21 protein-coding genes and 1 pseudogene are annotated in these 26,742 nt (G+C 42.4%); 5 read left to right on the forward strand and 17 right to left on the reverse strand.

Annotated features, from left to right (window positions below):
• Window positions 1-734: 734 nt before the first annotated feature.
• From GGQ95_RS00520 to GGQ95_RS00555, 9 genes are all read right to left on the reverse strand, one after another.
• Entirely contained in the window at window positions 735-2,597 is a 1,863-nt protein-coding gene (locus tag GGQ95_RS00520; protein ID WP_183186213.1) for a PTS fructose transporter subunit IIABC, read from the reverse strand.
• Window positions 2,598-2,612: 15 nt separating this feature from the next.
• Window positions 2,613-3,524: a 1-phosphofructokinase gene (gene pfkB, locus GGQ95_RS00525; RefSeq protein WP_183186214.1), complete on the reverse strand. Its 912-nt coding sequence runs from the start codon at window positions 3,522-3,524 to the stop codon at window positions 2,613-2,615.
• Entirely contained in the window at window positions 3,521-4,273 is a 753-nt protein-coding gene (locus GGQ95_RS00530) for a DeoR/GlpR family DNA-binding transcription regulator (RefSeq protein ID WP_183186215.1), read from the reverse strand. The genes pfkB and GGQ95_RS00530 overlap by 4 nt, the downstream gene beginning before the upstream one ends.
• Window positions 4,274-4,528: 255 nt before the next feature.
• On the reverse strand, window positions 4,529-6,355 hold the full coding sequence (locus tag GGQ95_RS00535; RefSeq protein ID WP_183186216.1) for a diguanylate cyclase: 1,827 nt from the start codon (window positions 6,353-6,355) through the stop codon (window positions 4,529-4,531).
• Window positions 6,356-6,522: 167 nt separating this feature from the next.
• Window positions 6,523-7,104, reverse strand: coding sequence for a DUF5317 domain-containing protein (locus tag GGQ95_RS00540; RefSeq protein ID WP_159719708.1), 582 nt, complete (start codon window positions 7,102-7,104; stop codon window positions 6,523-6,525).
• A gap of 687 nt (window positions 7,105-7,791) precedes the next feature.
• Window positions 7,792-8,751, reverse strand: a complete 960-nt coding sequence (locus GGQ95_RS00545) for an endonuclease I family protein (protein ID WP_183186217.1) — start codon at window positions 8,749-8,751, stop codon at window positions 7,792-7,794.
• 26 nt (window positions 8,752-8,777) lie between these two features.
• The gene (locus GGQ95_RS18530; RefSeq protein ID WP_280528778.1) at window positions 8,778-8,900 is read right to left on the reverse strand and encodes a hypothetical protein; all 123 of its coding nucleotides are present in this window, start codon (window positions 8,898-8,900) and stop codon (window positions 8,778-8,780) included.
• A 403-nt stretch (window positions 8,901-9,303) separates the two neighbouring features.
• Complete coding sequence (locus tag GGQ95_RS00550; protein ID WP_183186338.1) at window positions 9,304-10,773, reverse strand: Na+/H+ antiporter NhaC family protein; 1,470 nt, start codon at window positions 10,771-10,773, stop codon at window positions 9,304-9,306.
• 95 nt (window positions 10,774-10,868) lie between these two features.
• Window positions 10,869-11,168 (reverse strand): MerR family transcriptional regulator, encoded by a 300-nt coding sequence (locus tag GGQ95_RS00555; protein ID WP_044746833.1) that lies wholly within the window; start codon window positions 11,166-11,168, stop codon window positions 10,869-10,871.
• Window positions 11,169-11,519: 351 nt separating this feature from the next.
• On the opposite strand from GGQ95_RS00555, the gene ykzB reads away from it, so the two are divergent.
• Window positions 11,520-11,654 carry a protein YkzB gene (ykzB, locus tag GGQ95_RS00565; RefSeq protein WP_255357508.1) on the forward strand — a complete coding sequence of 45 codons (135 nt, stop codon included), beginning with the start codon at window positions 11,520-11,522 and terminating at the stop codon, window positions 11,652-11,654.
• Between the two features lie 171 nt (window positions 11,655-11,825).
• Here ykzB and GGQ95_RS00570 read toward each other — a convergent pair whose 3' ends face one another.
• From GGQ95_RS00570 to GGQ95_RS00585, 4 genes are all read right to left on the reverse strand, one after another.
• The gene (locus GGQ95_RS00570; protein WP_066149140.1) at window positions 11,826-12,557 is read right to left on the reverse strand and encodes a LytR/AlgR family response regulator transcription factor; all 732 of its coding nucleotides are present in this window, start codon (window positions 12,555-12,557) and stop codon (window positions 11,826-11,828) included.
• Complete coding sequence (locus GGQ95_RS00575; RefSeq protein ID WP_080861779.1) at window positions 12,523-14,304, reverse strand: sensor histidine kinase; 1,782 nt, start codon at window positions 14,302-14,304, stop codon at window positions 12,523-12,525. Before GGQ95_RS00575 ends, GGQ95_RS00570 begins: the two co-directional genes overlap by 35 nt.
• 223 nt (window positions 14,305-14,527) lie before the next feature.
• Window positions 14,528-15,580 carry an NAD(P)H-dependent flavin oxidoreductase gene (locus GGQ95_RS00580; RefSeq protein WP_183186339.1) on the reverse strand — a complete coding sequence of 351 codons (1,053 nt, stop codon included), beginning with the start codon at window positions 15,578-15,580 and terminating at the stop codon, window positions 14,528-14,530.
• A gap of 171 nt (window positions 15,581-15,751) precedes the next feature.
• Complete coding sequence (locus GGQ95_RS00585) at window positions 15,752-16,516, reverse strand: enoyl-CoA hydratase (protein WP_044746837.1); 765 nt, start codon at window positions 16,514-16,516, stop codon at window positions 15,752-15,754.
• A gap of 367 nt (window positions 16,517-16,883) precedes the next feature.
• On the opposite strand from GGQ95_RS00585, the gene GGQ95_RS00590 reads away from it, so the two are divergent.
• The 4 genes from GGQ95_RS00590 to GGQ95_RS00605 all read left to right on the forward strand — a co-directional run bounded on the left by GGQ95_RS00590 (window position 16,884) and on the right by GGQ95_RS00605 (window position 20,780).
• Window positions 16,884-17,345 carry a MarR family transcriptional regulator gene (locus tag GGQ95_RS00590; RefSeq protein ID WP_370514202.1) on the forward strand — a complete coding sequence of 154 codons (462 nt, stop codon included), beginning with the start codon at window positions 16,884-16,886 and terminating at the stop codon, window positions 17,343-17,345.
• A gap of 136 nt (window positions 17,346-17,481) precedes the next feature.
• On the forward strand, window positions 17,482-18,717 hold the full coding sequence (locus GGQ95_RS00595) for an MFS transporter (RefSeq protein WP_159719706.1): 1,236 nt from the start codon (window positions 17,482-17,484) through the stop codon (window positions 18,715-18,717).
• A gap of 772 nt (window positions 18,718-19,489) precedes the next feature.
• Window positions 19,490-20,134 carry a YczE/YyaS/YitT family protein gene (locus GGQ95_RS00600; protein WP_240371636.1) on the forward strand — a complete coding sequence of 215 codons (645 nt, stop codon included), beginning with the start codon at window positions 19,490-19,492 and terminating at the stop codon, window positions 20,132-20,134.
• A gap of 61 nt (window positions 20,135-20,195) precedes the next feature.
• Entirely contained in the window at window positions 20,196-20,780 is a 585-nt protein-coding gene (locus GGQ95_RS00605; protein WP_044745387.1) for a TetR/AcrR family transcriptional regulator, read from the forward strand.
• Between the two features lie 372 nt (window positions 20,781-21,152).
• On the opposite strand, the gene xylB is transcribed toward GGQ95_RS00605, so the two are convergent.
• The 4 genes and pseudogenes from xylB to GGQ95_RS00625 form a co-directional block, all read right to left on the reverse strand.
• Window positions 21,153-22,652, reverse strand: coding sequence for a xylulokinase (gene xylB / locus GGQ95_RS00610; protein WP_183186220.1), 1,500 nt, complete (start codon window positions 22,650-22,652; stop codon window positions 21,153-21,155).
• Between the two features lie 18 nt (window positions 22,653-22,670).
• Window positions 22,671-24,005, reverse strand: coding sequence for a xylose isomerase (xylA, locus tag GGQ95_RS00615; RefSeq protein WP_183186221.1), 1,335 nt, complete (start codon window positions 24,003-24,005; stop codon window positions 22,671-22,673).
• A gap of 477 nt (window positions 24,006-24,482) precedes the next feature.
• Window positions 24,483-25,961 (reverse strand): glycoside hydrolase family 5 protein, encoded by a 1,479-nt coding sequence (locus GGQ95_RS00620; protein WP_221211947.1) that lies wholly within the window; start codon window positions 25,959-25,961, stop codon window positions 24,483-24,485.
• A 72-nt stretch (window positions 25,962-26,033) separates the two neighbouring features.
• Window positions 26,034-26,698, reverse strand: a pseudogene (locus tag GGQ95_RS00625) (SGNH/GDSL hydrolase family protein).
• Window positions 26,699-26,742: the final 44 nt, after the last annotated feature.

Genomic DNA, 26,742 nt, shown 5'->3' on the forward strand with positions numbered 1-26,742 from the left:
CGCACTTCTGTAACGAAAATGAGCGGAAAAATCGGTTCAACCTTCGTATCCATGCAACTGTGAACATGACCAATTCCAACTATATATTGGCCATTCCATCAACGGATCATGTTGCAATCAGCCGACTGATTCCATCGTTCCAGACGTGCCGTTGCTGTATGCGAAGCATCGATGATCGTTATACTATCATAATACAACTGAACGTTTCAAACTTTCTATATGGAAATACAGATGGAGTTTTCACCAGAAACCCATCTCCTCCATTTTTTCGACAACGGAAGATCAATCGGTAACGGACTTCTGTCACGTCAAAGCGCCACTGAGCGCCGAACAATCAGCCGCTTACAAACAAAGCCACTTGCAGGAAGCAGCATCAGTTGCCCCTGGCAATCGGATCATCATATAGAGGTCTATGGCAAAAAATTTATTAATAAAACACCTTATTTGTTGAATATGTTTCCGTTTATCCGCATTGGCCAATAGCGTCTTTTTATGCCGGATGAAACAAATGATCGCTGACGGAAGCCAATCGCCAGAGACTTACCTGTCGCACGAATGTATAGCAAAAGTTCACACAACACCGTTTCCCGACCGATTCCGTCGTTATTGACAAATATACCCTAACAGCAACTTTTTTATTTTAGCACGACTGATCCATCCTTTTCATGAGAATTTCATAAAATTTTCTCATAAAAAAACGAAGCGTTTCCACGCCTCGTTTTCCTATCCATCTTTTATTCTTTCACTTCTTTTTTCCACAGACCAATCATCAAGGCTGTGACGATGGATCCTATTAAAATAGCAAGTATATATAACCATGGACTTCCTTTGACGATCGGAATGACAAAAATTCCGCCATGCGGCGCTGGAAGGCCGATTTTAAACAGCATCGTTAACGCTCCGGCAATCGCCGACCCGACAATAATCGAAGGGATGACACGCACCGGATCGGCGGCTGCAAATGGAATGGCTCCTTCCGTAATAAACGTGGCGCCCATAATATAACATGTTTTTCCAGCTTCCCGTTCCGCTTTTGTAAATTTACGCTTAAACAATGTCGTGGCCAAGGCCAGACCGAGCGGAGGAACCATCCCTCCTGCCATAATCGCCGCATGTGGAGCGTAATTTCCGGCATCAATCATGGCAAGTCCGAATGTAAAGGCCGCTTTATTAATCGGTCCACCCATATCAATCGCCATCATTCCGCCAAGAATGAGTCCCAATAGTACAAGATTCCCTGTTCCCAGACTGGAAAGCCAATGCTTCATTCCATCATTTAATGCTTTTACTGGATCGACAATTACATACAGCATAATAAACCCAGTTATAAGAATACCAAATAGCGGATAAATCAATACAGGCTTAATGCCTTCAAACGCAGCAGGGAGCTTATGAAAGGCTTTCTTAAGTCCAACCACTAAATATCCGGCTAAAAAGCCTGCGATTAATCCTCCTAAAAATCCAGCCCCGCCATTAGCTGCGATAAATCCACCAACCATTCCTGGCGCAAATCCTGGGCGATCAGCAATGCTCATGGCAATGAACCCCGCAAGCACAGGAATCATAAGCGCAAAGGCGTTGCCGCTTCCAATATCCATCAATGCCTTGGCTAATGGATGAAACGATGGATCGTTTGGATCAAAGGCTTTGATTCCAAACAGGAAGGAGATCGCAATCAAAATCCCCCCGCCGACCACGAACGGAAGCATGTTTGATACGCCGTTCATCAAATGCTTGTAAAAGCCTGTACGTCCTTTCACATGAGTTGATTCCAGCTTGGCCCCACTTCCTTGATAGACGGGTGCTTCTTGCTTTAAGGCCTGCTCAATCAGCCTTTCCGGTTGGCGGATCGCTTGAGCAACAGGCACTTGCAGCACAGGCTTCCCTCTGAAGCGCTCCATTTCTACTTGCTTATCTGCCGCAACGATAACAGCAGATGCTTCTTCAATCTCTTTCGCTGTTAATTCATTTTTGACACCGCTTGAACCGTTCGTTTCAACTTTGATGTCGATATTCATTTCTTTCGCTTTCGCTTTGAGCGCATCAGCCGCCATATACGTATGGGCAATTCCGGTTGGACAAGCTGTAACCGCTACTATTTTTTTTGCTGAAGCTGGCGCCGTTTCAGGCTCTATCTCTTCTGCCGCTTCTTTTTCTTTGATGACAGAAAGCAGCGCTTCCTTAGTTGAAGCGCTTTCAACACGTGAACGAAATGCGGCATCCATCAGCATGGATGATAGACGGGCGAGCGCTTCCAAATGAGTGTGATCCGCCCCATCCGGAGCAGCAATCATAAAAAATAAATGGCTTGGCTTTCCGTCCAATGCGTCATAATCGATTCCAGGATTAGATCGGCCAAAGGCCACCGCCGGTCTGGCCACCGCGGATGTTTTCGCATGAGGAATGGCAATTCCATCACCGATTCCCGTCGTACTCTGCGCTTCACGGAGCAAAACCGCCTCTTTAAACGCTTTCAAATCATGCAATACACCTGCTTGCTCTAATGTTTGAGCAAGCTCGTCAATAATTTCCTCCTTTGTTCTCGCTTTCGCCTCAAGAACAATCGTTTCCTCTGTTAATAAATCCGTAATTTTCACGATCACACCCTCCTTTTAAATGCGCATGATTTTTACTTGGCCAAGCAACCGCTCGACATTTTCTTTTGTGCATAAGTCTTGCGAAAAAGCGGTAGCGCTTCCGGATGCGACACTATAAGCAAATGATTCTTCTACACTTTTTCCGCTCGTATAGGCAGCTAGAAAGCCTGCGACCATCGAATCACCAGCGCCAACCGAATTTCTTACCGCTCCCTTCGGCGCTTCAGCAAACAGCGCGGTTTCCTTATCAAAAAAGAACGCTCCCTCTCCTGCAAGTGAGACAATGACATGCTTCACACCCCATTCAACTAGGCGGCGTCCATATATGGCGGCCTCTCTTTTCGAATGAAAAACCGTATCAAATAATTCTCCTAGCTCGCGATGATTCGGCTTCATTAAAAACGGCTGGTCGTTCATGAGCCTCTTTAGGGCGGGGCCGCTTGTATCCACGATCACTTTTACCTGCGCTTTTTTCGCCACGTCCATGATTTGTTCATAAAAACGCACAGAAAGCGAGGAAGGAATGCTGCCAGCCAGCACGAGAAAGTCATCAGGCCGCAAACATTGAATTTTTTTGAGCATTTCCTTTTGCGAATCAAAGGAAATCGTCGGGCCTTTTCCATTAATTTCGGTTTCTTTTCCCGATTTTAATTTAATATTAATTCGCGTATCTTCCGGCACTTTGACAAAATCAAACTGAATATTTTCGCTCTGTAATTCATGCTCAATAAAGGCTCCTGTAAATCCACCAATAAAGCCTAAAGCCGTATTTGGCACACCAAGACGTCTCAGTACGCGCGATACATTAATTCCTTTTCCACCTGGAAAGGTCGTTGCACTCAACGCTCGATTCAGTTCACCAATTTGAAAATGATCTACTTCGACAATATAGTCAACAGAAGGATTTAGTGTACATGTATAAATCATTTTGTCACAACCTTAACCTCGGTCTTTGCTTCGTATTGTTCCAGCAGTTCTTCATCTAACTCATCTGTAATAATCGTGGCCGCTGGCAAATCGGCAATTTTCGCAAATGTGCTTTCATTTATTTTCGAGTGGTCTGCTAAAACATAGGCTTGCCGAGAAAGCTTAATCGCCATGCTTTTCACCATCGCTTCTTCCGGATCTGGTGTTGTGTATCCGTATTCAAGATGGATGCCATTCACACCAATAAAGCATTTGTCAAAGCTATAATTTTCTAATGAATGAAGCGCCCCGCGTCCAATTAGCGCCTTTGTTTTCTTTTTAATCAATCCCCCTAGCAAATAAGTGGGAATATTTTTCTCCAGCAATGCTTCTAAATGAGTGATGCCGTTGGTCACAACAATAAGATCTTTGTCATTTAAATGCGGTATCAATTCAAGAGTCGTTGTGCCTGCATCTAAGTAAATGCAATCGCCAGCTTCAACAAAACCCGCAGCATATTGAGCGATCATTCGTTTTTCTTGTATATACTTTTCTGATTTCTCAAGTATGCTCAATTCCTCTCTTTTTTGATGCAAAACAGCAGCTCCTCCATGAACGCGCCGCAATTTTTTCTCCTTCTCCAGTTGGTTTAAATCGCGGCGAATGGTTGATTCGGAAGACGCCGTTGCTTCAACCAGTTCCTGCAATTTCACAACCTTTTTTTCTGCTAATAGTTCTAGAATCAGGCGATGTCTTTCCGCTGTCAGCACGGTCTCACCTCCCCTTCTGAATCATATCGTTGCTTTCATCATATCGTATGGCGAACGAAAAATCAATCAAAAACAATCAAATTCATTCATAAAAAATCAAAATTTATCTATAAATCAATCAAAAATAATCATTCCCGATAAATACAGCTTGAAGGTCGAACAAAAGGTCTCTAAAAAATAACGGCCGAAGATAAGTCCACATACTCATCTTCGGCCGTCAAAAAACAACACGAACTCTAATATTCATATACATGGCTAGCGATTCGTCCGCTCCAAACGCGGCATATATTGCGTTTCGATAAACTGAATAAACTGCTGGGCATAATAAGGGTCAAACTGTGTTCCTGCACAGGCGCGTAGTTCGGCCACAGCTTCTTCAAATGTCTTGGTGGGCTGATACGGGCGCTCTGTTGTCATCGCATCAAAGGAATCGATGATGCATAAGATGCGAGCCAGCTTCGGAATTTCCTCTCCTTTTAATCCATATGGATAGCCTTTTCCATCATATCGTTCATGGTGAAGCTCAACAAGCGGCAGCACATCTTCAAACCGGCGATTCGAAGCTAAAATTTCTTTTCCCCATATCACGTGCTTTTGGATAATTTCCCATTCATGAGGCTCCAGCTTTCCTTTTTTATTTAAAATGTCGCGCGGCACTTCGATCTTTCCGATATCGTGAATAAGCGCTCCTAAAATAAGCGTTTGTTTTTCATGATCGGTTAGATCAAGCCGTTCACTGAATTCAAGCGCATACGTAAAGACCCGCTTGCTGTGACGGTACGTATAGACATCCTTTGACAAAAAAATTCTCAACAGCTGCTCCATGTCCTCCAAATCTTCTTTAAATTCAATTTGACTCCAACAAATATTTTCCTCGTCATATATTTGTACATTATTCTTTCCTTGCGCTTTTGCATAATACATGGCTTGATCTGCTTTATGAATTAACTCACCGCTGTCATACATTCCTTTTTCATATTCAGCAATTCCACAGGAAAAAGAAAGACAGCGATAAGGAACATATTCAACACCAATAAAATACGTATCATTCACTTTTTTACGCAGCCGATCGAGAAATAAAAAGGCCGCTTCTTTCGTTGTGTTCGGCATTAAAATGGCAAATTCTTCGCCGCCATAACGCGCCACAATATAATTTTTCTCCTTTGTTTCGGCTTGCAATAAATCACCGAAAAACTTCAACAGCTCGTCCCCGCGCAAATGGCCATTGCAATCGTTATATTTTTTAAAATCATCCAAATCCAGCAACGCGAGGCAAAAAGATTGCGGCAACTTTTTCACATCTGCAAAATGTTCTTTTAACGTTTCTTTAAAAAAACCATGATTGTACAAACCCGTTAAATCATCCCGATTCGCTCGTTCAGCGACGGATTGATATAGCTGCAAAAACTTTCGAAATACAAATGAAAGCAATGTGACTAAAACAGTAAATAAAAATAAACCAAAGAATCTCTGCTCATTTAATAAAATAGTTAAAACTAAAGAAAGGAGAAGTGTAACAAAGTAGCTGACAGTAGACTCTAACAATACTCCCATATCAAAAGTACCTTTAAATATTTGACCAGAAAAAAAGAAGAACAGAAACATTAATGTCACATTTATACTAAAATATACTACTAAACTAATCATGTATGGCCATAAATTATACGTATTGATTGCACCAATTTTTCCATTAAATAAAAGAAAAGAATAATACGCTCCCAGAATCATTAAACAGTACATGGAAAAATTAAAGAGATGTCTCCATAAGGACATTTTACGTCTGTAAAAAAGCTCTACTATACTACAAAGCAGCAGAACTTTTAAAGCTAAATCCGTTCCGTACAAAAATAAGGTGGCAAGATATACCGACGAATCCATTGAAAATGAATTATCTTTTGGCGGAAGATTGATTAGAAAAAAATTTAACAAAGTAATCGAGCCAGCTAGCATATAAATTAAAACCCAATCCTCTAGGGATTGAGTATGAAAGTGATCTTTTATAACAATCAGAGATATTCCTAAAATTGAGATAAATAATGTATAGATCTTTTCATGGCTTTTCAAATCTACCTTTACAAACATATTAAATCACTCTCATTATAAGAATTTTAAGAAGGAGTAGTATCATAACTACTCTCCTTCTTTGTTAAATTAACCACCAAGTTTATATCCCGATGTCAACGCCACGATAACAGAACCGATGATTAATAGGTTCACAAGCACTTTTTTAACGGTTACGTTCATCCTGTTCACCTCCCTTCATGGGCGGTTTGATGTGAAGAAGGATTATTCTGTCCATTCACCATAAGATGCTGAACAAAGAGAAACGCTCCTACATTCATGACCACATCGCCGATGCTGATTACTTGCCGGCGCGGATATGGCGGGGAAAGCGGAATAATGTCTCCTAAAAACGGCAAAACAGTGGAAGCGTGAATCGCTTCATGCTTTCCATATATGCCAGCCTTCAAAATTTCGACATACTCCCGCCCAAGCGTTTGTGCAGCTTCAATGGAAACAGGCATCCTTCCGCCGTTGACTGCCATAACAATGAAATTCAAAAACACTCCTGCAAAAATCACCAAAAAACCCGGCTGGTGTCGATTCATCCAGAGAAAAATCAGGCCAACTACATAAATCAAAAGAAACAAGACATTGCTAGCTTGACCAATTATATCTATTTTATTTTGCAACATAAAAATACAAATTTCAATCCCTAGTAAAATAGGAAAAAGCCAGCCGCCGCGCAAGTTTATATGGGCAATCCCTTTAAAATTTCCCCCGCGCAATAAACCGATTAATAATGATAAAAGAATACCGTCATAAACCATCTTTTACTCTCCTTTACCTCTCGCACCTTCCATCAATCGTCAAAATTCGCGCGCATGCCCTATGCCATCTCATTCTCTGAATCTATATACATCCACCTTGCGAAGAACTGGGAAGTCAATGGTTGGAGGCCAGTCCAAGCACTTGCTTTTCTCATGCAAAAACCAGAAAAAATATTTAGAAAATTATTACCCTTTATATCCATTAAATCTATTCTTGTATAAAAATGTAAATAGGAGTTTAGAACTATTTATATCAAGATATCTTTCAATCGCCCTTCTTCTCGTTTCAAACTCTATTATACAGCTTAAAGCGAAGCAGCCGGCTTATCGACCTCACACCTTTCCTTTGCGTCATGCATCTTGATGACGAAAACGGTCGTCCGAATACCCTATCTGATCATTGGCGAGAGAAATGTGGACACATTCCATTCATACCGTTGCACTCGATTACACCACGAAAAGAAAGATTCATTCCGTTCTCTATCGATCATTTCGCATAACAAATGGCCGAGCGGCACCGCCTTTCACTGCCTGCCAAGCGATGATCTTCGGCCACCTTTCAAAAGGAGAAGGCGTTCCAGCGCATTTTCCCCGTTGTCCTCTCCTTCACTTAGAGGTAGGATTGTCTTACTTGCTTCTATCGTTTTTGTCCCCCTAAATGCCCCTCCCGGAAAAAATAACCACGATTTATATCGCTTTATTTTTTATGAGCTTGATCGGAAATACCATATGCTCTGCTAACTCCGGAACATCAATAAACGGATTGCGATTGCCTTGAATCAGAAAAATGGCTTGATTTCGATGTCTTTCATAAAGCGTAGCGGGAAACTGTTTGTGCCAGCGAATAAGCAACGGAACATCAATTTTACGGCGGACTCCCTTGGCAATTTGCGTCGGATAGCGCAGTAAAAAATATAACATCGCCCTTGCCACTGTCCCTTTTCCGTATTCCGGTTCAAAAAAGCCATTTTCAGCGACGCCGCAATGATTTTGAATCAGTTCATCAGGTGATTCTGGTTCATAGAAGGGAAAGTCAGCATATGGAAAGTTAGAGCGGACCGTATTGCATTCCGGCTGGCACACAAACAGATGATGCAAATCTCCTTTCATCGGCTCTCGCGCTCCAAACCATGATTGCGGCACAACATGCTCCGTGTTAAATTTAAATTGCTGTTCAATCCCTTTTATCTTTTGTTCGACATTCAATTCACTTTTTCTTATTTTTTTTAACAGCAGCCGGAATTCCTCATATCTCTTTTTAACGATTTCATAATCTCGGACAATCATCGCTTCCGGGGCCTTTTTCTCTCCTGAATAAATGCTTTGAACGGAGCCATCCGGATGAAGATCGACCCATGTATACAAATACTCATCCTTACTGAAAAAATACGGCAATCTCCGCTTATGCGTTTTTGTAATCAGTTCGTGATACTGTACAAACAGGGACAGCTTATCCGCTTGATGCTCAATCTTCCGGTAATATCTCTTAATCGCTTGACCATCTTTTGTTTCATCGTAATAGATCCTTGCATCCGCTTGGATTTGCTGCTGGTTTTCCTTCAATACCATCAACTGCGTATCGCAGTCCTCGCAATTCCACTGTTCAAGCTCCTGAACACTTTTCAACAGGTTCATTTCATTTTCCATCTTCCTCCACCCGCCTTTTAGGAGGTTTATCCGCCGATTTTTAGGCAAACAACAAGCTTCTCTGTCCCCTGATTGATAAACGGCTGCATATGGATCGTCATTCTTTCTCTATATGGTACGTCAATGCTTGCTTTCTTGACCGTGCGCATCTTGTTTGGCTTTCCATTTTACACTAGAACGCCACGGGTCATTTGAATTCACTAGACAATGAGAAGACAACAAGGAAGGGGATGATGATTGATTGTTTCTTCTGTCTACAACTAACGTAGCAGCTAGCTCTCAGGATGAAGCCGATGATGCAACTGGACAAATAAAATGGTGATTATCTGTATTATATCAAAAAAACCGATTGGCAGATATTCACCATTTGAAAAACTGTCGAGGCATGCCTAGTAAGCAAGGTTCAGTAACTGGAAGCTCTGAAAAAATAGCGGCCGGAGGCAAGTTCAAAAACCTTCCTCCGGCCGTTGAAAAACCGCACGAGATCCATATGAATCAAGTGACCCTTATATAGACTTTTTCACTTAGCCGCTTTTCAGCCATGCTACCAGACTACCGCATAATAAACGACATGACGCTGAATAAAATGACGGCTAGGCCCGCTGCAATAAAAGAAGGAAGCAGCTTCGTGCGCGCATATTCAATCACCGGCAGATCTAAAATGGTACAAAGCGTTACCGTGTTATCGCTAAGCGGGGAAGCAAAAGCGCCAAATGTACCGCTAGCAAATACAGCGCCAATCACTAATAAAATGTTCGTGCCCGATTCATGAGCAAGCGTAACGCCAAGCGGCATTAATAATCCCCACGTTCCCCAAGAGGAGCCGATAAAATAAGAAATCAGCGCACCTAATAAAAACAATACAGGAGCTACAAAATAGTGAGGAATCCAGCCTTTTACATGATCCGTAATATACTGCGAGAATCCCAAGTCCTCAGAAATCGCGGACACCGCCCAAATTAATGAAAGCATAATAATGACAGACATTAACTCATTTCCGCCTTTGACAAAATGAGTGAGCAAATCCGCTAGCTTAAATTTTTGAAATAAAAAGTAGGCCACAGCGATGATGACCGTTATGATTAACGATTCCAGCATGACTCCAAGGGCATCGCTGCGCAGAAAAGCATCAAAAAAGCTGTTTGCTCCTTTCCGTCCGTCCCACCAGCTAAGAAATAACGTTAATACAAGCACAAATGAAAGAGGAATCATTAAATTCCAAGGCCTGATCGGCGTTTCTTTTTCAAATGCCTTTGGACAGGTTTCTAATCCTTCCTCCCCTTGAGCCTCGTTCGGATTGGCTTCCGCCTCGCTTGCCGCTTCAACCATGACCGCCTGATTCCATTTTTTTATGTCGGCCATCGGCTCCGTTTTTTTCGAGTATTTGAAAAAGCTATAATACAGACCAACCACAATAATGGTGAATGAAAAAAAGTTAAAAGGAATGCTTTGGACATAAATGGTGTAGGCTTTTTCATGAATCCCGGCGGTTTTCAGCGCTTTATCAATCACCGACACCATGTATCCGACAAACGCAGTCGCCAGCGGAATCAACGCTACGACAGGATTGGAGGTCACTTCAATTGTAAAACCGATTTGCTGGGACGATAAATGAAGACGTCTTTTCAGCGCTTTCATAATAGGAGCCACGGTCACAATCCGAAAATCAGGATCGCTAAAGGTCACCATCGTCGAAACCCACGTAAGCAGGAGAGCGCTTCTCGCTGTTTTCACCTTTTTGCTCACGAGGTGAACAAAGCCTTTGATTCCTCCTGTATATTTGATCATACTAATTAAGCCAGCAAATACATAAAGGAAAATAATAATTCGGATGTTATTCGTTTGCATAAGATTATGAACGACATAAGACAGCATCGTTTTTAAACCGCCAAGCAGCGTTGGCTCTATTAAGTAGCTGCCTAGCATCAGCGCAGCAAACAAACCGGGAATGACTTGCCGCGTCCATATTGATAGTGGAATCACAATTAAAAATGGGAGAAGAGATTTCCAAGAAGGCTCCATCATGAACCGCTCCTTTGTCAATAAATCTTTTACTTTATATGTTAGTATGATTCGTACGGCTAAAATGTATTCTCTTCTCCATTTTGGCTATTGGTTTATCCGCGCAGACGAAAGTGAGCATTCATTTGTCCTTTTAACATTTTTTCTCTAACTTCCTTTGTCAACTCTTTGCGAATTTCTCGGGTCGTAACGCCCTCTTCTCGCTTATCGGCAATATCCATTAATCGTTCTACATCATCAAATGAATATTTGCGCGCTCCCTTTGATCGATCTGGAAAAATGAGCTTTCGTTCCTCATAGTAGCGAATCTGCCGTTGCGAGAGCCCTGTTAACTCACTAACAATTCCGATCGAAATAACCTTTTTGAATTTATAAGAATCTTCTTTATGTGACATGGCGCCCCTCCTATGATAGTTTTTCTAACATTATTATAAAAGTTTTAAGGGAAAACTGTTACCATATTGTTAAAAAAATTAACAATCATTCCGATTTTATGTAAGAAAAACTAACAAAAAGATATGAAATCATTAGCTGAATCATATAAGATGAAAAGAAAAAGGGAGTTGATCATATGGGAGCATTCATGCGGAAAGCCCTGTCGAAACAAAAGCAGTTTTATATTTATGAACTGATGAGGAAGGGACAGTTTGTCAATCCCGATCTCCTTTCCCAATGGACCGTAAGCGATCTGCGTCATGAATATGAGAAAAATAAAAGCCGGCGGAAAAGAAACGGAGGGGATGATGTTGAATCGGCAAGCTCTTGAATTAGCTAAAAAAGTCGTAGATTTAGATATAAAACGCGACGAACTGTTTGAACAGCTTATTCTTCTTGTCGGCGATCGAGCGTACGAATTGTTGCGATTCGTACAAAACAGATGATCTTTCATCGCCCCCTGCCTCTCACTCCTTTTCGTCCAGGGGGCCCTATGTACAAAAAAGGAGCATAAAATTAGCTCCTCTTCTTCATCGGCATTTTTTCAATAGCCTTTTATGTCTCGTTTCCATCCCTTGATTTTCCATTTCAAATAAAGTGAACTAAACCAGCTTCCTCTATAATTCCAACCGTTGTCGTAATGCTTTGACATAATTCCGGCTCACCGGAATTTTATCGGCCGTTCCCTCGAGTGACAGCTGATATGCTCCATTAAACCAGGGGGTGAGCTGCGCAATTTTTTCCACATTCACCAAGTAGCTTTTATGCGGCCGGAAAAACAGATTTCCTTTTAGCTTTTGCTCCAAATCCTTTAGCGACACCTTCGTATAATACGTTTTTTGCTTCGTAACAATAAGCGTATCTTTAATTTCTCGACAGCAATACAAAATATCGTGTGGCGAAACATAAACAATCCCGTCGTCTTCCTCGACGGCCAGCTTGCGAACCGCCTCCTCAGAAGCAGCCGGCCTCTCTTTTTCAAATTTGCGAATCAAACGCCATATTGTTTCGCGAATCTGCCCTTCATCAAATGGCTTCAACAAATAATCGACCGCTTCACATCGGAACGCCTCTACCGCATAATTAGGATAGGCGGTAGCGAACACAATGCTCGGCGGCTGCTTCATGCGCTGCAGCATTTTAGCTAGACTTAATCCGGACATTTCCGCCATTTCAATATCAAGAAAAACCACATCGGGCTCTAATGTAACAATTTTCTCTAATGCGCTTTCTCCGCAATCCGCTTCACCGACAAGTTCGATCTGTTCATATACACAGAGCAGATGCTTTAGCTCTTCGCGGCTCAAAGGCTCATCATCTACGACCATAACCTGAATACGCAACCGCATATCCCACCTTTCTTTCTGTATATGGAACAAGCAATTGAACCGTTGTTCCCTTTCCTTTTTCAGAGGCAAGCGAAAGCTCCGCCTCCTCCCCAAGCAGCGATTTTAAACGCTCATAGACATTATACAATCCGATTCCTGCACCGGATTGGGAAGCAATCGGTGCCTTCAACAATTGCGATAATTGCTCCTCTGTCATTCCTTTTCCATTATCAGAAACGGAGATTTTCACCATACTTCCCTCTGCTTTGACAGAAATAACAATTTCGCTTCCTTTTTTCATATGCTTCAAACCATGCCGCACCGCATTTTCGACAAGCGGCTGCAATGTCATCGTCGGCAGGGTCATTTGCTCATACCCGGCCTCGATTTCATAGCGGACGCGCAATTTATCTTGAAATCTCGCTTCTTCAATCGTCAAATACGCCTGGACATGCCTGATCTCCTCTTCCAGTGTTGACAGCATCTCCGTTGCATCCGCTAAATTTTTGCGAAAATAATACGCTAAAGACACAAGAAGCTGTCTGGCGCGATTCGGATCGATTCGAATACATGAGACAATCGTATTCAACGCATTAAATAAAAAATGCGGGTGCACCTGTGCGTGCAGCGCTTTAATTTTCGCTTCTTTCATAAGCTGATAATATTTTTCTGCTTCGGCAATTTCAAGCTGCAGGCTTAAAAGCGAAGATAGCCCTTTTACAAATTCTACTGCAATCGATGATAGCTCCGCTTCCGAATGAAAATAAAACTTAAGTGTCCCAATGGTTTCATCTTTTCGCTTCAGCGGAGCAATAATGGCTTTATGCAGCGGACAATGCCGGTGACCGCAAATCACACGATCGCGCACAATCATCATTTCTCCTGTTTCAATCACTCGGCGCGTCATTTCTGTTTGGATCGGCTCGTCAGCCAAGTGGTGGTCACTGCCTGCCCCCACATGGGCAAGAATATGAGTTCGATCCGTAACGGCCACCGCTACGGACGGCACCTCCCGAATAAAAAGCTCGCATATCGCCCTAGCGGATTGCGGAGTCAAGCCGTTTCGCAAATGATGAACGGTTGCTTCGGCCAGACGCATCGCTTTTTCAGCCTGTAAAGCCCCCGCTTTTTCTTCCTCTTGAAAAACATTGCGAATCACTAAAATAAAAATGGCGCTGCCAAGCCCGTTCGCAATAATCATTGGAATTCCGATTTCTTCTACCAAAAGCCACGCACTCGCAAAGGGCTTGGCCACCAACAAAATAACAAGCATTTGCAAAGACTCGGCGGCCATTCCCACCATAAGTGCCACACGCGGCGAAAGAGCGTTCGCTCTTTTTTTACGATGATGCACAATCCCAGCAATAGCACCGGCAGCCATCGTAGAAATTCCGCAAGCTACAGCGGTAAATCCACCAAGAAACAACCGGTGAATTCCGGCAATCAGCCCGGCTCCAAGCCCTACTTTCCAGCCGCCGAGAAGACCGGCAATAACAACTCCAATAACACGCGAATTAGCAAGCGCTTCATTCTCTTTTAACGACCATGGCCATTTCATAATTTCAAATGTTTCAACCCGAACGGTCAAGCCTGTATAAGTACCAACAATGCCGAAAATTCCGAAAATGACCATAATAATAAACCGCTGCATCCCGTCTACTTCTTGATGATAAATTAAGCGGCGAAAATATGGAAGACGCGTCAATAAAAAAGCGACCATCACAATAATTCCAAGCCTTTCAACCATGGAAAGACAAAGCTGCCACATCGCTCTCACCTCTATTTTTTATCATATCATGTTTTACACATTTCGCTAAAACTTTTGGTGTTGGTATTTACAGAAAAATCAAAAAAATATATTCATTCTACTTTCGCATCAGACAGTGCTCGAATAGCCAAAAAAGCGATAAAAAAACGGGGCTAGAAAATCAGCTTCTCCCCCGCTTTCATGATTGATTAAAAATCATCTATGCTTTCGTAGGCAATCCATTTTACAGATCCAAAACCATCCTTTCCGCCCATGCTTCCTTCAGCTGCTCCCTTAATATTGAAAGCAGTTCGGCTGCCGGCAGCGCCTTAGCTAGCCGATATCCCTGTCCAGCCCATAATGCCATCGCATGCGGGTCGCCATGCTGGGCAGCAGCTTTGCGCAGCTGTTTAGTCAAATGATGCACCTGCGGATAAGCAGCTGGAGCGGTTGCATCATGTTGAAGGAAAAATCGATTCACAAGACCTCGTGCCGGCCGCCCTGTAAACGCACGGGTAACCGCTGTCGTTTGAAACTGCGGATCAGCAAGCGCTGCCTTGTGCACCGGATGTGCCCCGCTCTCTGGGCAACGCAAAAAAGCGGTTCCCAACTGTGCGGCACATGCTCCTGCCGCCAACACGGAAGCAATATCCCGTCCTGTCATGATTCCCCCTGCTGCAATCAACGGCACCTTGACAACATCGCGAACTTGCTGCAATAAAACCAATAAGCTCGTTTGGTCGTCCGCTTCTTTGCTGTTGCGAAATACGGAACGATGCCCTCCCGCTTCCATTCCTTGCACACAAAGAGCATCCGCTCCCTCTTGTACTGCCTGGATCGCTTCATCCTTTGATGTCACGGTTACAATTATAAAGGAGCCATGAGCTTGTAATGACTCCATCACCTCGCGTGAAGGACAACCAAATGTAAAACTGACGACCGGGACTTTTTCTTCCCTTAAAACCGCAAGCTTCTCCTCCCACTCATCATCGTCCCATTTTTCTGCTTCAAGCGTGATGCCAAAACGTTTCGCTTCTTCCGCTAATTCTGCTTTGTAGCTGACTAATTCCTGCTCGTCTGCTTTATTTTCCCCAGGTACAAATACGTTGACGCCAAATGGAGCAGTGGTCAAGCCCCGAATCTTTTTTATTTCACTTCTCATTTCTTCCGCCGTTTTATAGCCGCCAGCTAAAAAACCGAGCCCTCCGCCATTGGACACTGCAGCGGCCAGCTGTGGAGTTGAGGCCCCGCCTGCCATTGGGGCCTGAATAATAGGAAGCTGAAGCGAGCGCAGCATTCCGTTCATCGGCATCTCCCCCTTTCCGACTGTTGCGCACCCATAAAAAGCTGCATGATGTCATAGATGAATACAGGATAACTATCTGAAATCCAACAACCATTTTGGGATAAATTTTCTTTACAGTCCACCGAAATACTTTGCTTCTGTTGAAAGAACCGTATATATAAGCTACTTTCCGATAAAATTTGGCTTCCGTTTTTCAAGAAAGGCGCGAATCCCTTCACGATGATCTTTTGTTTGCCGCATATGCTGCTGCCATTCTGCTTCAAGCTGCAATACCTTTAATAACTCATTTTTGCCTAAACGGGCATACAACATTTTACTGGCAATCATCGCTTGCAGCGGCTTAACCTGCCATTCGCTGATTTTTTGCTCGATTTGCTCCCCATCTTCCGCCAGCCAATCAACGATGCCAAGCTCATAGGCTTCATGTGCGCTCATTTGTTTTCCTTCCCAAATCAATTGCTTAGCCTTGATTTCACCGATCCGTTTCGCTAAAAAGAAATGACCTCCTCCATCCGGAATCAGCCCAATCCCAATAAAATTCATGGCTAAACGCGCTTCCTTCGCAGCCATCACATAATCGCCCGCTAAAGCCAAGCTTAATCCCAACCCTGCTGCAGGTCCATGAATCGAAGCAATGACGACCTTTGGCAACGTATACAAAGTCACAATAATCTTTTGAATCGTACTCATCACCTTATGAAACGCTTCTGGATCATCTACATTAAGCATCGTTTTAATATCGCCACCGGCAGAAAACCCTCTTCCTCTGCCGCGAATGACAAGAATGGAGGCTTCACTTTGCTCGACTTGATGCAACGCTTCTAACAGTTCATTTAGCATTTGAACATTGATCGCATTTAATGATTCGGGACGATTGAGCTCTAATAACGCCAAGTTTCCTGAAAAAGAAAGCACGACTGTTTCCATTTTTCTCCCCCTTGTTTGACTCATATGGGTGCGATCATTCATAGCAAGACCGTCTTATTTTCATTTTCTGTAAAACTGCCGGCATGACAGACGGCATGCGGAAAAAAGCTTGAACAATCCACAGCCCTTTTATTTGTATTTCCTCATAGCAAGCAAAATTCCTTTTTTATAAGCCAAAATCCACCCCCTCGCATCTAGTAAAGCCATCATTATGGTCCGTTATCCTCAAAAAAGAGCAGCGGCGTAAAGCCGACACCCCATCCTATAAACAAATAGAGTTTTGAAACGAAAATAAAAATCTCATATAATAAAGTTAATGCACCAACGAGTAGGAGGACAGGCAGTGGACAAAGAAGAACAGGTCTTAATGAGCTTCAAGAATTTATTAAATAAGTTGATTTTGCTTAATAAGACTAAGATGGAAGAAAGTCTTAAGGGTTATAAGCCTTCTGAAGTACATTGCATCGAATACATTGGAAAACATGTAGATTCCAATGTAACAAAACTTGCGGAGTTCTCTTATATGACTAGAGGTGCCATAAGCAAAATGACCAAGAAGCTCATAAAAAAAGGCCTTATCGAAAGCTACCAGAAGCCGGATAACAAGAAAGAAATCTATTTTAGACTCACTGAGCAAGGGAAAATCATTTATAAAATCCATGAGGAACTGCACAAAGAATTTCGAGAGCGAGATAAAGCCGTATTTGAGCAAGTAACAGAGGAACAACTTGATATGATGATCCATTTCGCAGAGAAGTATAGCAGGCATTTGGAGGCGGAAATAAAAAAACAGGGGATCAAAATAAATCAGAACAAATTTGATGAATAAAAATGAACCAAAGACAGCCCAACTCTACCTGAGGAAAGGCTGTCTTTTTATCGCGATTATTTTGTTGACAAAGAAACAAAAAATGATATATTGTTGACAAGGAAACAAAATGACAACTTTTAAGGAGAGAATCTAAATGTTGAAATTTAGAGCACACAATGGACAGAACAGAGAACAAACCATAGATACAAAGGCTTTACTATTCGGTCTTATGTCCGTGTTTCTTTGCGGTGTAGGCTTCAGCATCATAGCGCCTGTCGTCCCATTTTTAGTGCAGCCTTATATAAATAATCCGGGAGAACAGGCTATCGTTGTTACGCTGTTGACCTCTGTTTATGCGATCTGCGTGTTTTTTGCGGCCCCCGCACTTGGGGCTTTGAGCGACAAATACGGTCGTCGCCCATTGCTCTTAGTATGCCTTTTGGGTTCGGCCATAGGGTACTTCGTTTTTGGTATAGGAGGAGCTCTATGGGTGCTATTTGTCGGGCGCATCATAGAGGGAATCACAGGCGGGAGCATAGGCACGATCTTCGCATATTTCGCAGACATCATTCCTCCGGAACAGAGAACTAAATATTTTGGATGGATGAGTGCAGTTGTAGGCGCAGGCACTGTCATTGGCCCGACTCTGGGTGGATTGCTTGCCAAGTTGGGGTATTCTGCACCCATGTATTTTGGAACGATCATCACTTTATTGAATGTTGTTTATGGATTCCTTTTTATGCCTGAAAGCCTTGACAAGAATAAAAGACTGAAAGAGATTACCATAGTAAGACTGAACCCATTTACGCAGCTTACAAACATACTTTCCATAAAAAACTTAAATAGGCTGCTTGTCTCCGCGTTCTTGCTTTGGATACCGAACGGATCTTTGCAAGCGGTGTTTTCACAATTTACAATGGATACTTTTAGTTGGAAACCTGCGCTAATCGGACTTATGTTTTCCATTATTGGCATCCAAGACATCCTTTCACAAGGTTTCATCATGCCAAAGCTCTTGAAAAAACGCGGCGATAAACAGATAGCCATTCTTGGAATGGCTTCAGAGATGATAGGCTACATTCTTATTGCGTTATCTGCTTTATTCTCATTCTATCCTCTATGCATCGCTGGAATGTTTATATTTGGTTTTGGCGATTCGATCTTCGGTCCTTCCTTCAATGGGATGCTCTCGAAGTCTGTCGATTCTAGTCAACAAGGAAGGATCCAAGGTGGCAGCCAATCTATTCAGGCTTTAGCAAGAATAATTGGGCCAATTATTGGAGGGCAAATCTATGTATCACTTGGGCATGCCGCACCCGCTTTTATGGGCATGATCCTTATAGCAGCGGCAATACCTGTTTTGTATAAGGGTACGCATATAAATATGTAAACGACCACCTGCTTTATGGAGGCAATGCCCTACCTTCATTTTCGATGATAGAAAGGAACGCAAATGCGCCATATACATCTTCACGTCGAGACAAAGTCGTCTGAAACGCGAAGCTTTTGGTATCAAATGGTTTGCGAACCATTATACTCTTTTTTCATTGCACACGATAAAGGGAAAATTGTGTTGATGGAACTATACTCAATCTAACTCTTCCACGTTAATACTCCTTGAGTAAGTTCCTTTTATTTTTTCCATAACTGACAACATACTGTTTACTCCAACTAGAATTAGTGAAATTTCCCGTATAATTAAACGTAATATTGCTCCCATTCGACCAACTTCTCCAGAAGTTTTATATATTGATTAAGCGATAATTTCCCATGGTTAAAAAAGTTTTTCAAAATCTTTAATTCATAATAGAAAGGCTCCATTAGCTCACCATTCCTATCTTGAGGGAAAAGTTGTATGTTTTAAAATAGCGTTCAGAGCGTTTATTGCAAACTCACGAAAACGATCTTCATAACCCCATTTGTCATTGCTAATGTTATAAGCTTCTTCACCTTCATCCATTTCTTCGCGACAATTTTCACAATAACGAATAATAACTTCGTCGTCACAAGGGTTATCGAGTTTCCAACTTTAGTCAGATTCGATTAATTTGGTGTTCAAACATTTCCCAAGCACAGTTCTAATATTTGACCTAATGGTTTCATCAATAGTACCATAATGTTAGTTAGTGATAACTAACATATTTGGGAGAGGAATGAGGAATGTGCAAAAAGAGATGAAACAATATATAATTTTAATTATTGGATTGCTAGTAATGGGCATAGGGATTGCAATGGTTACGCAAGCTGAACTCGGTACGACACCAATTGCTAGTATACCGTATGTATTAAGTCTTATTTTTCCTTTAACGATAGGACAATTTACGATCTTCCTAACTGTTTTATTTGTATTAATCCAAGTAATTATTTTAAGGGAAGATTTTCCTAAATTTCAATATCTTCAGTTGTTGATTGGTTTTATATTGGGTTACTTTATCGATTTGGGTATGTTGATTTTTTCTTATTATCACCCTTCCTTATATATTGAAAAGCTAATTTTATTAGTTGTAGGGTGTGTCATGATCGCATTAGGAGTGATCCTTCAATTAGCAGCAAATACGATTCTTAACCCTGCAGATGGGATCATAAAAGTTATTTCCATGAAGTACGAACGGAACTTTGGGAGATTGAAAATAGCGTTTGACTCATTACAAGTAATCATTGCTGCGCTTATTTCGTTTTGGACATTTGGGGAAATACAAGGGATTAGAGAAGGAACGATTATGTCAGCTTTTCTTGTCGGTTTTTTTATTAATAGAATTAGAAGGATACAACAGTTATATCTAAAAAAAAGACAACATTTAAAATAGCATTATACCAACTTTCTTTTATATTTTTTGGGTTTATAACGATTGCGAAACGGGTGATGATATGGAAACAAACGAAAAAATTTTAGATTCAGCTATTTCATTAATGGCTTCAAAGGGATATAAAGCTGTAACGATTAAAGAAATAGCAAGACATGCTTCTGTCAGTGAAATGACAGTATACCGCCAATTTGGGAACAAACAAAATATTTTAGACGCCATTATCGCTAAATTTCAATATGCTTCTTTCATAAAAGAACAATTGGAAAAAGAGCTAACATACGAATTAGAACATGATTTATTACTATACTCGACGATTTATCAAAATTATATGATGAAAAACAAACAAATTTACATGATATCTGTTCTCGAGCGAAACACCATGCCTGATCTTCACCTGACTCTTCACAAAAACGTTGAAGAAATTCAGCAGTTTTTATTAGATTACTTTAAGGAAATGCAAAATCGGGGCAAATTGATTAAAGGCAACATCGATTCATTTGTAGCCTTATTTATGCGGTTCAATTATGGTCACTTTGTTTCAGAAACGTTGCTAGGATTTTCAAATATTCCTATTTCAAACGAAGAATTTCTTAAGGATGCTGTCTCTGTTATAGTAACAGGATTAACTCCTAAAGCTTCTAAATAAAATCAAGACGTGGGGCATAGAAGCCCCCAGCCCCCATATACCTCCAAAGGAATTTTTCGTGAGCTTTAATTCGAAAAATTTTCTCGCCGACAAAAGAAAGCAGCAAATAAAAAGTTTTTTCTTTCTACGGAGGATGGGAAAGAAACCAGATGCAGGCGATGCTTGTTTATGCGGCCATGAATTTGATAACTGCCTATGGAGAAAGGGCCCCTCCCTTCTTTTGCATTCGAGTATGCATTTATGTTTGTCGTTTCACCAAGAAAAACAACTACGAAAAATGAAACAAAATAGGTGTAAGACAAAAGTCTTACACCTATTTTGTCAACAGTCTGAAAGAGGGGGTTCCAAGCTGCTTTTGGGACACCCTCTTGCTTATTTTCGAAACTTCTTTAACTGTTCATTGATTTCTTTTGTCTGTGCATAAATTTGCCGATACACATGGAATAGCTCTTGATAGCGCTGAGCTGCGTCCTCTTGAGGCTCAACCAGCTGTTCGACTTGCTTAAACGTAGCTGCACACTCTTCCAAAGACTCAAACCAGCCGCAGCCGCATGCCGCAATCATCGCTGCCCCTAAACCTGGCCCTTGTTCATTTTTCAGTTTTTCAATCGGTGTATGAAAAATATCGGCTTGAATTTGTAGCCACTCATGACTTTTGGCTCCCCCGCCGATGGAAACGATCGACTTCATTTTTTTGCCGCTCCGCTTTATGATCTCCACCGACTCATTTAAAGAAAAAATAATGCCTTCCATCACGGCACGCGCAAAATCCCACTTTGTATGCGATGCATCAATTCCGATAAAAGAGGCGCGAATATGAGCATCGGCATGGGGGGTTCGTTCCCCAACTAAATATGGCGTAAATAACAGTCCATTGGCTCCGATTGGCGATTCTGCTGCTTGGTGAATCACTTCTGAAAACGAGATTTCCGGCATAAATGTTCGTTTTAACCAATCAAAACTATATCCGGCAGCCAAGGTAACGCCCATAATATAATACGAGTTTGGCTTCGCATGGTTAAAATAGTGCACCTTTCCAGCAAAATCTTTGGTCGCCGTTTGCTCATATGCTAAAACAACACCCGATGTGCCGATGCTGCACATCGTTGTTCCTTCTGATAAAATGCCAGCTCCGATCGCTCCACACGCATTATCCGCTCCACCGGCAAACACCTTGACATTCGCGGAAAGCCCGATCTGTTCGGCAATATCGGAAAGCAGTGTGCCTACATAGCTAGTCGATTCCACAAGAGGTGGACACAATCGCTCATCAATGTCCAGAAGCTCGCAAATTTCTCGGCTCCATGCTTTCTTTCGTATATCCAGTAATAACGTGCCAGCAGCATCGGAATACTCCATTGCCATCTGCCCGGTCAGCCGAAAACGAACATAATCCTTTGGCAACAAAAATGTGTAGGCTTGTTGGTATAACAGAGGCTCATGCTTTTTCACCCACAATATTTTCGGTAAGGTAAATCCTTCTAACGCGCGATTTTGCGTAATAGATAGCAATCGATCCACTCCGACCCGTTCTTCAATTTCACGGCATTCATTTGCCGTTCTTGTATCATTCCAAAGAACGGCCTTTCGCAGCGCCTCTCCTTTCTCATTTAAGAGCACCAATCCGTGCATCTGTCCGGAAAAGCTTAATCCGCATACGGAGCGCGGATCGATATTGGCTGTTTGTACTACTTGTCTTAACGCAACCATCGTTTTTTCAACCCAATCCTCCGGGTTTTGCTCACTATATCCAGATTGCGGCTGATAGAGAGGGTAAGGCTCCGTCCACTCCCCTCTCACCTGCCCGTTTCGGTCAACAAGCAACACTTTTACCGCACTTGTCCCTAAATCAATTCCGATAACGTATTCCATATGGACCTCTCTCTTTCATTAACGGGATACGCTCAACACGCTGACTTCAAGCAAATATTGGTTGAGCAACGTCTTAAGACGCTCGAGACGGCCGGATGTATTGCGAATCTCACCAAGTTGCAGCGCATATTTTTCTAATTTTTTAAAATCAGCAGTTTCTTCGACAATCTCGCGACCAATGCCTTCCGTATAGCTCTTGTACCGCTCTTCGATCAATTGTTCAAATACGCGGTCTTCAAGCAAACGATGGGCCACTTTCAAGCCGATCGCAAAGCTGTCCATGCCGGCGATATGGGCATAGAACAAATCTTCCGGTTCAAATGATCCTCTTCTCACCTTAGCGTCAAAGTTCAAACCGCCTTTGCCAAGACCATTGTTTTTCAAAATTTCGTACATGGCTAGAGTAGTAGAATACAAATCCGTCGGAAACTCGTCCGTATCCCAGCCTAATAGCGCATCTCCTTGATTCGCATCGACCGAACCAAGCATGCCGTGAATGCGGGCGACTTGCAATTCGTGCTCAAACGTATGGCCAGCCAACGTTGCATGATTGGCTTCAATGTTGAATTTAAAGTAGTCTTTCAGTCCATATGTTTGCAAAAATGCAAGAGCAGTTGCCACATCGAAGTCGTATTGGTGCTTCGTCGGCTCTTTTGGCTTCGGCTCAATCAAAAATTGTCCATCGAAACCAATTTCTTTCGCATAGTCCACCGCCATACGCAAGAAACGGGCCAAGTTGTCAAGTTCCAGCTTCATATCGGTGTTCAGCAGCGTCTCATAGCCTTCCCGTCCTCCCCAGAAGACGTAGTTTTCCGCTCCGAGCCGTTTGGCAATCTCGAGCCCTTTTTTCACCTTCGCTGCTGCATAAGCGAACACATCAGCGTTGCACGACGTCGCCGCTCCGTGGACAAAGCGCGGATGGCTGAACAAATTCGCCGTATTCCAAAGCAGCTTCGTTTTGCTCGTTTTCATGTACTCTTCGATCATGTCGACAATTTCATCAAGGTTTTTGTACGTTTCAGCAAGCGTATCTCCTTCTGGAGCGATATCGACATCATGGAAGCAGAAAAACGGAACGTTCAACTTTTCAAATAGTTCAAACGCCGCCTCGACGCGTGCTTTCGCCAAATCCATGCCGCTGTAATGGTCCCACGGGCGAATCATATTGCCAGCGCCAAACGGATCCGACCCATTTCCGGTAAATGTATGCCAATATGCAACCGAAAACCGCAAATGCTCCGCCATCGTCTTGTCGCCGACCTTTTCTTCCGGATTGTAAAACTTAAACGCTAATGGATTGCGTGACTGTGGACCTTCATACGCAATCGAGCCAATATTCGGAAAATAAGCCATATTCAAATCCCCCTTAGCGGTTAATTGATATCAACACGCAAGAATCATATTGCTTCAGTTCCATTATAGCGCTTTCATGTTTGTTTGTCTATCGGATAAACAAAGTATTCTATCACTCTTTCTTAATTAAAAAGTATGAGTCGACTTCCGCACAGCAAAAGACGGATCGGGATGAAGGCCGCTTCAAATGATGTTTTGATGTTGAGTATTTTTGTTTTACTAAATGGCTCATCGCGGGGACGCCTAATTCTGCAGTAGCTTTTCCTCCCCGCTGTTCATTTGCGTCAATCACAGCGGTATCCATGCCTCAAAAGTTATTTTTACGGTCTTTATAATTTTTACCCTAAAACTTTTAACTAAGGCATTTGCACACCATTATGCAACGTCATCGTGCTTTGCGGATTTTCCAACATGAATTTCCTCAATTCTACCCATGATTTTGTCAGCAACACAACCATACTCTTTTAATTGGGAGGTTTATAAATGGGAAACGGATGGATTCGTGTACTTCGTTAATATCTTCAATAGGCCGTGGTTAATTTGGCAATTTTTAAATGCGAACGACTGCATAATATCATCTATTTTTTCCTCCGATAATCCTTTAAACAGTTTTGCATACGTCGGCTGAATTAATGCTCCTGCATAGACGGTTAAAATGGTTTGGGAAAGGCAAGCAATATTATGACTATGAATAATATCAGGATCCCCAATGACTTCTTCCAAATGATCCGCCAATTGTTCCACCATCTTTCTTGCCTTAAAGCCTGGAAGCCAAATCATCCAATCATCCGTATTTAATGTATGCTTTAGCTTAATAATCGAAGCGATCCGCTGCATATACTCCGATTCAGGATCCAGCGTGACAAGTCCCATTACCCCGACATCTTTATAGGTCCATGTCGTCCAATGTGCTCCAAACTCTTCGAAAATACTAATTTGGTCGTCCATGGCCCGCAAACGATCTGGAATTTCATTAGCCGGTCCGTTATACACGGAACCAAATTCCCCTATCCAGAGCGGAACATGATATCTTTCGGCAAACTGGGTGCCTTGATGGTTTTTAAATTCCTGTCTTTGTACGTCTTTATCCCAATATTTTCCCCCCGCAACACGGGCATTTTTAGCATCCGCCACCCCTGGATATGATCCTGGTCCAAATCCTGCCGCCGTATAGTTATGACTGCTGTAAACAAGATTGTCTGCAAACGGCGCTTCTAAGCCATCAAACAAAACAGAATAACGATCACCTTCAAGAAAAATGATATGATCCGGATCGATATGGCGCACAGCCTCGACCGCTCGCCGGTAAATGCGATTGATCCTGTCCCAATCCGGCTTGTAGTTGTTGAAAAACGTATGTGGATAATCTCCGTGCGGTGTATTTACGCAAGGTTCATTCATCAAATTATAACCGGCGATAACGGCTCTTCCCCGATAACGCCGTGCGAACTCTTCCCACAATGCGACAAATCGATCTTGATATGTCCGGTCATGCCAAAACAAGCTGTGTCTAATATCATTGTCCGAATGCCAGTGGGTATTTTGGTACCCTTGAACAGCGTGGAGATCTAAAATAACATATAACTCATGCTTCTCACACAAATGGATGATTTTGTCCAATCGTTCAAAACCGCTTTCCTTGTAAGTAAACGGCTGCTCGTCATCCTCAAAATGCCGATAATTCAAAGGCAGACGTATTACATTGGCCCCCCAGCTTTTAATAAATCGAATGTCGTCTTCTCCAAAGAAATAATGTTGCATTCTCTCAAACAAGAACTCTGCCTTCCCTTTCCCAATGACTTCAGCAACCGTATGGCGCAATGCATGCTCCGAACCGGTATAGCCGTTAATAAAATCTTCCATGTTCATCCAACCACCGATACAAGTGCCTCTTAACTGTACAGGATTTCCGTTTTGATCGGTAATCTTGTTTTTAGTAACCTTAAGCATTTCCATATTTGCCCTCATCCTTTCTTTAATTTTGATTTACTTTTTCATCAGGCTGGTTTTCCTCCAGCCCTCATTTCATCAATTATTCGATTTGTCCCAAGCAAAACCAACGGCTTTTAAGAACTCTCTTGCCAAAATCATATGGCCTGCGGCGAATGGATGAACGCGATTCTAAGCTAAAGCGGCAGGATAAAGGGCCGTTAATACATCATTAAAGGCTGACTGGGTATCGACGAATACACCGTTCGCTTCTTTCGCTATTTTTTTTTGACAACCAGGCCGTATTGATCCATTGTCCGGCGCATCGCATCCTGTTCATTTCCTTCTATATAAAATGGCGTCATAAGGATCATTCCTTTTACGAAAGGCCTTGTCTCGATCACAAGGCTACGGAGCGTTTCCTCGTATTCATCTAAGTACACATGTTTTTCTTTTATGAATGGCAAATCGTATTGCCGCCAAACATCGTTAATTCCAATCATAATCGATATCCAGTCCGGTTTTTGAGCAATGACATCCTCCTGCCACCTTTCCTTTAAATCGCGCACCGTATGGCCGCTTATCCCTTTGTTGACAACCCGGATGCCAAGTTCCGGATAAACCGCTTGCAGGAGGCCATTGATATAAGATACATATCCTGTGCCTAACGCTCCGAATCATCCTTCTCCCTTTGGCTTGGAGCGGTCACAATCTGTTATAGAATCGCCAATAAATAACAACTTTTCTCCCTTTCTGATCTTCATTTGCTTCTCCCCTTTGAAAATTAAACAAACTTGCTCGACTTAAG

It is taken from the genome of Anoxybacteroides rupiense (assembly GCF_014196195.1).
Taxonomy (GTDB): Bacteria; Bacillota; Bacilli; order Bacillales; family Anoxybacillaceae; genus Anoxybacteroides; species Anoxybacteroides rupiense.

Excerpts from the sequence above, each read along its gene's own strand:
- GGQ95_RS00535 (WP_183186216.1), bottom strand. The coding sequence starts at position 6,355 with ATGTTTGTAAAGGTAGATTTGAAAAGCCATGAAAAGATCTATACATTA.
- GGQ95_RS00545 (WP_183186217.1), bottom strand. The coding sequence starts at position 8,751 with ATGGAAAATGAAATGAACCTGTTGAAAAGTGTTCAGGAGCTTGAACAG.
- xylA (WP_183186221.1), bottom strand. The coding sequence starts at position 24,005 with ATGGCTTATTTTCCGAATATTGGCTCGATTGCGTATGAAGGTCCACAG.
- GGQ95_RS00585 (WP_044746837.1), bottom strand. The coding sequence starts at position 16,516 with ATGGAAACAGTCGTGCTTTCTTTTTCAGGAAACTTGGCGTTATTAGAG.
- GGQ95_RS00605 (WP_044745387.1), top strand. The coding sequence starts at position 20,196 with ATGGAAACAAACGAAAAAATTTTAGATTCAGCTATTTCATTAATGGCT.
- GGQ95_RS00550 (WP_183186338.1), bottom strand. The coding sequence starts at position 10,773 with ATGGAGCCTTCTTGGAAATCTCTTCTCCCATTTTTAATTGTGATTCCA.
- xylB (WP_183186220.1), bottom strand. The coding sequence starts at position 22,652 with ATGGAATACGTTATCGGAATTGATTTAGGGACAAGTGCGGTAAAAGTG.
- pfkB (WP_183186214.1), bottom strand. The coding sequence starts at position 3,524 with ATGATTTATACATGTACACTAAATCCTTCTGTTGACTATATTGTCGAA.
- GGQ95_RS18530 (WP_280528778.1), bottom strand. The coding sequence starts at position 8,900 with ATGCGCACGGTCAAGAAAGCAAGCATTGACGTACCATATAGAGAAAGA.
- GGQ95_RS00570 (WP_066149140.1), bottom strand. The coding sequence starts at position 12,557 with ATGCGGTTGCGTATTCAGGTTATGGTCGTAGATGATGAGCCTTTGAGC.
- GGQ95_RS00620 (WP_221211947.1), bottom strand. The coding sequence starts at position 25,961 with ATGGAAATGCTTAAGGTTACTAAAAACAAGATTACCGATCAAAACGGA.
- GGQ95_RS00580 (WP_183186339.1), bottom strand. The coding sequence starts at position 15,580 with ATGCTGCGCTCGCTTCAGCTTCCTATTATTCAGGCCCCAATGGCAGGC.
- GGQ95_RS00595 (WP_159719706.1), top strand. The coding sequence starts at position 17,482 with ATGTTGAAATTTAGAGCACACAATGGACAGAACAGAGAACAAACCATA.
- GGQ95_RS00575 (WP_080861779.1), bottom strand. The coding sequence starts at position 14,304 with ATGTGGCAGCTTTGTCTTTCCATGGTTGAAAGGCTTGGAATTATTGTG.
- GGQ95_RS00555 (WP_044746833.1), bottom strand. The coding sequence starts at position 11,168 with ATGTCACATAAAGAAGATTCTTATAAATTCAAAAAGGTTATTTCGATC.
- GGQ95_RS00590 (WP_370514202.1), top strand. The coding sequence starts at position 16,884 with ATGAGCTTCAAGAATTTATTAAATAAGTTGATTTTGCTTAATAAGACT.
- GGQ95_RS00540 (WP_159719708.1), bottom strand. The coding sequence starts at position 7,104 with ATGGTTTATGACGGTATTCTTTTATCATTATTAATCGGTTTATTGCGC.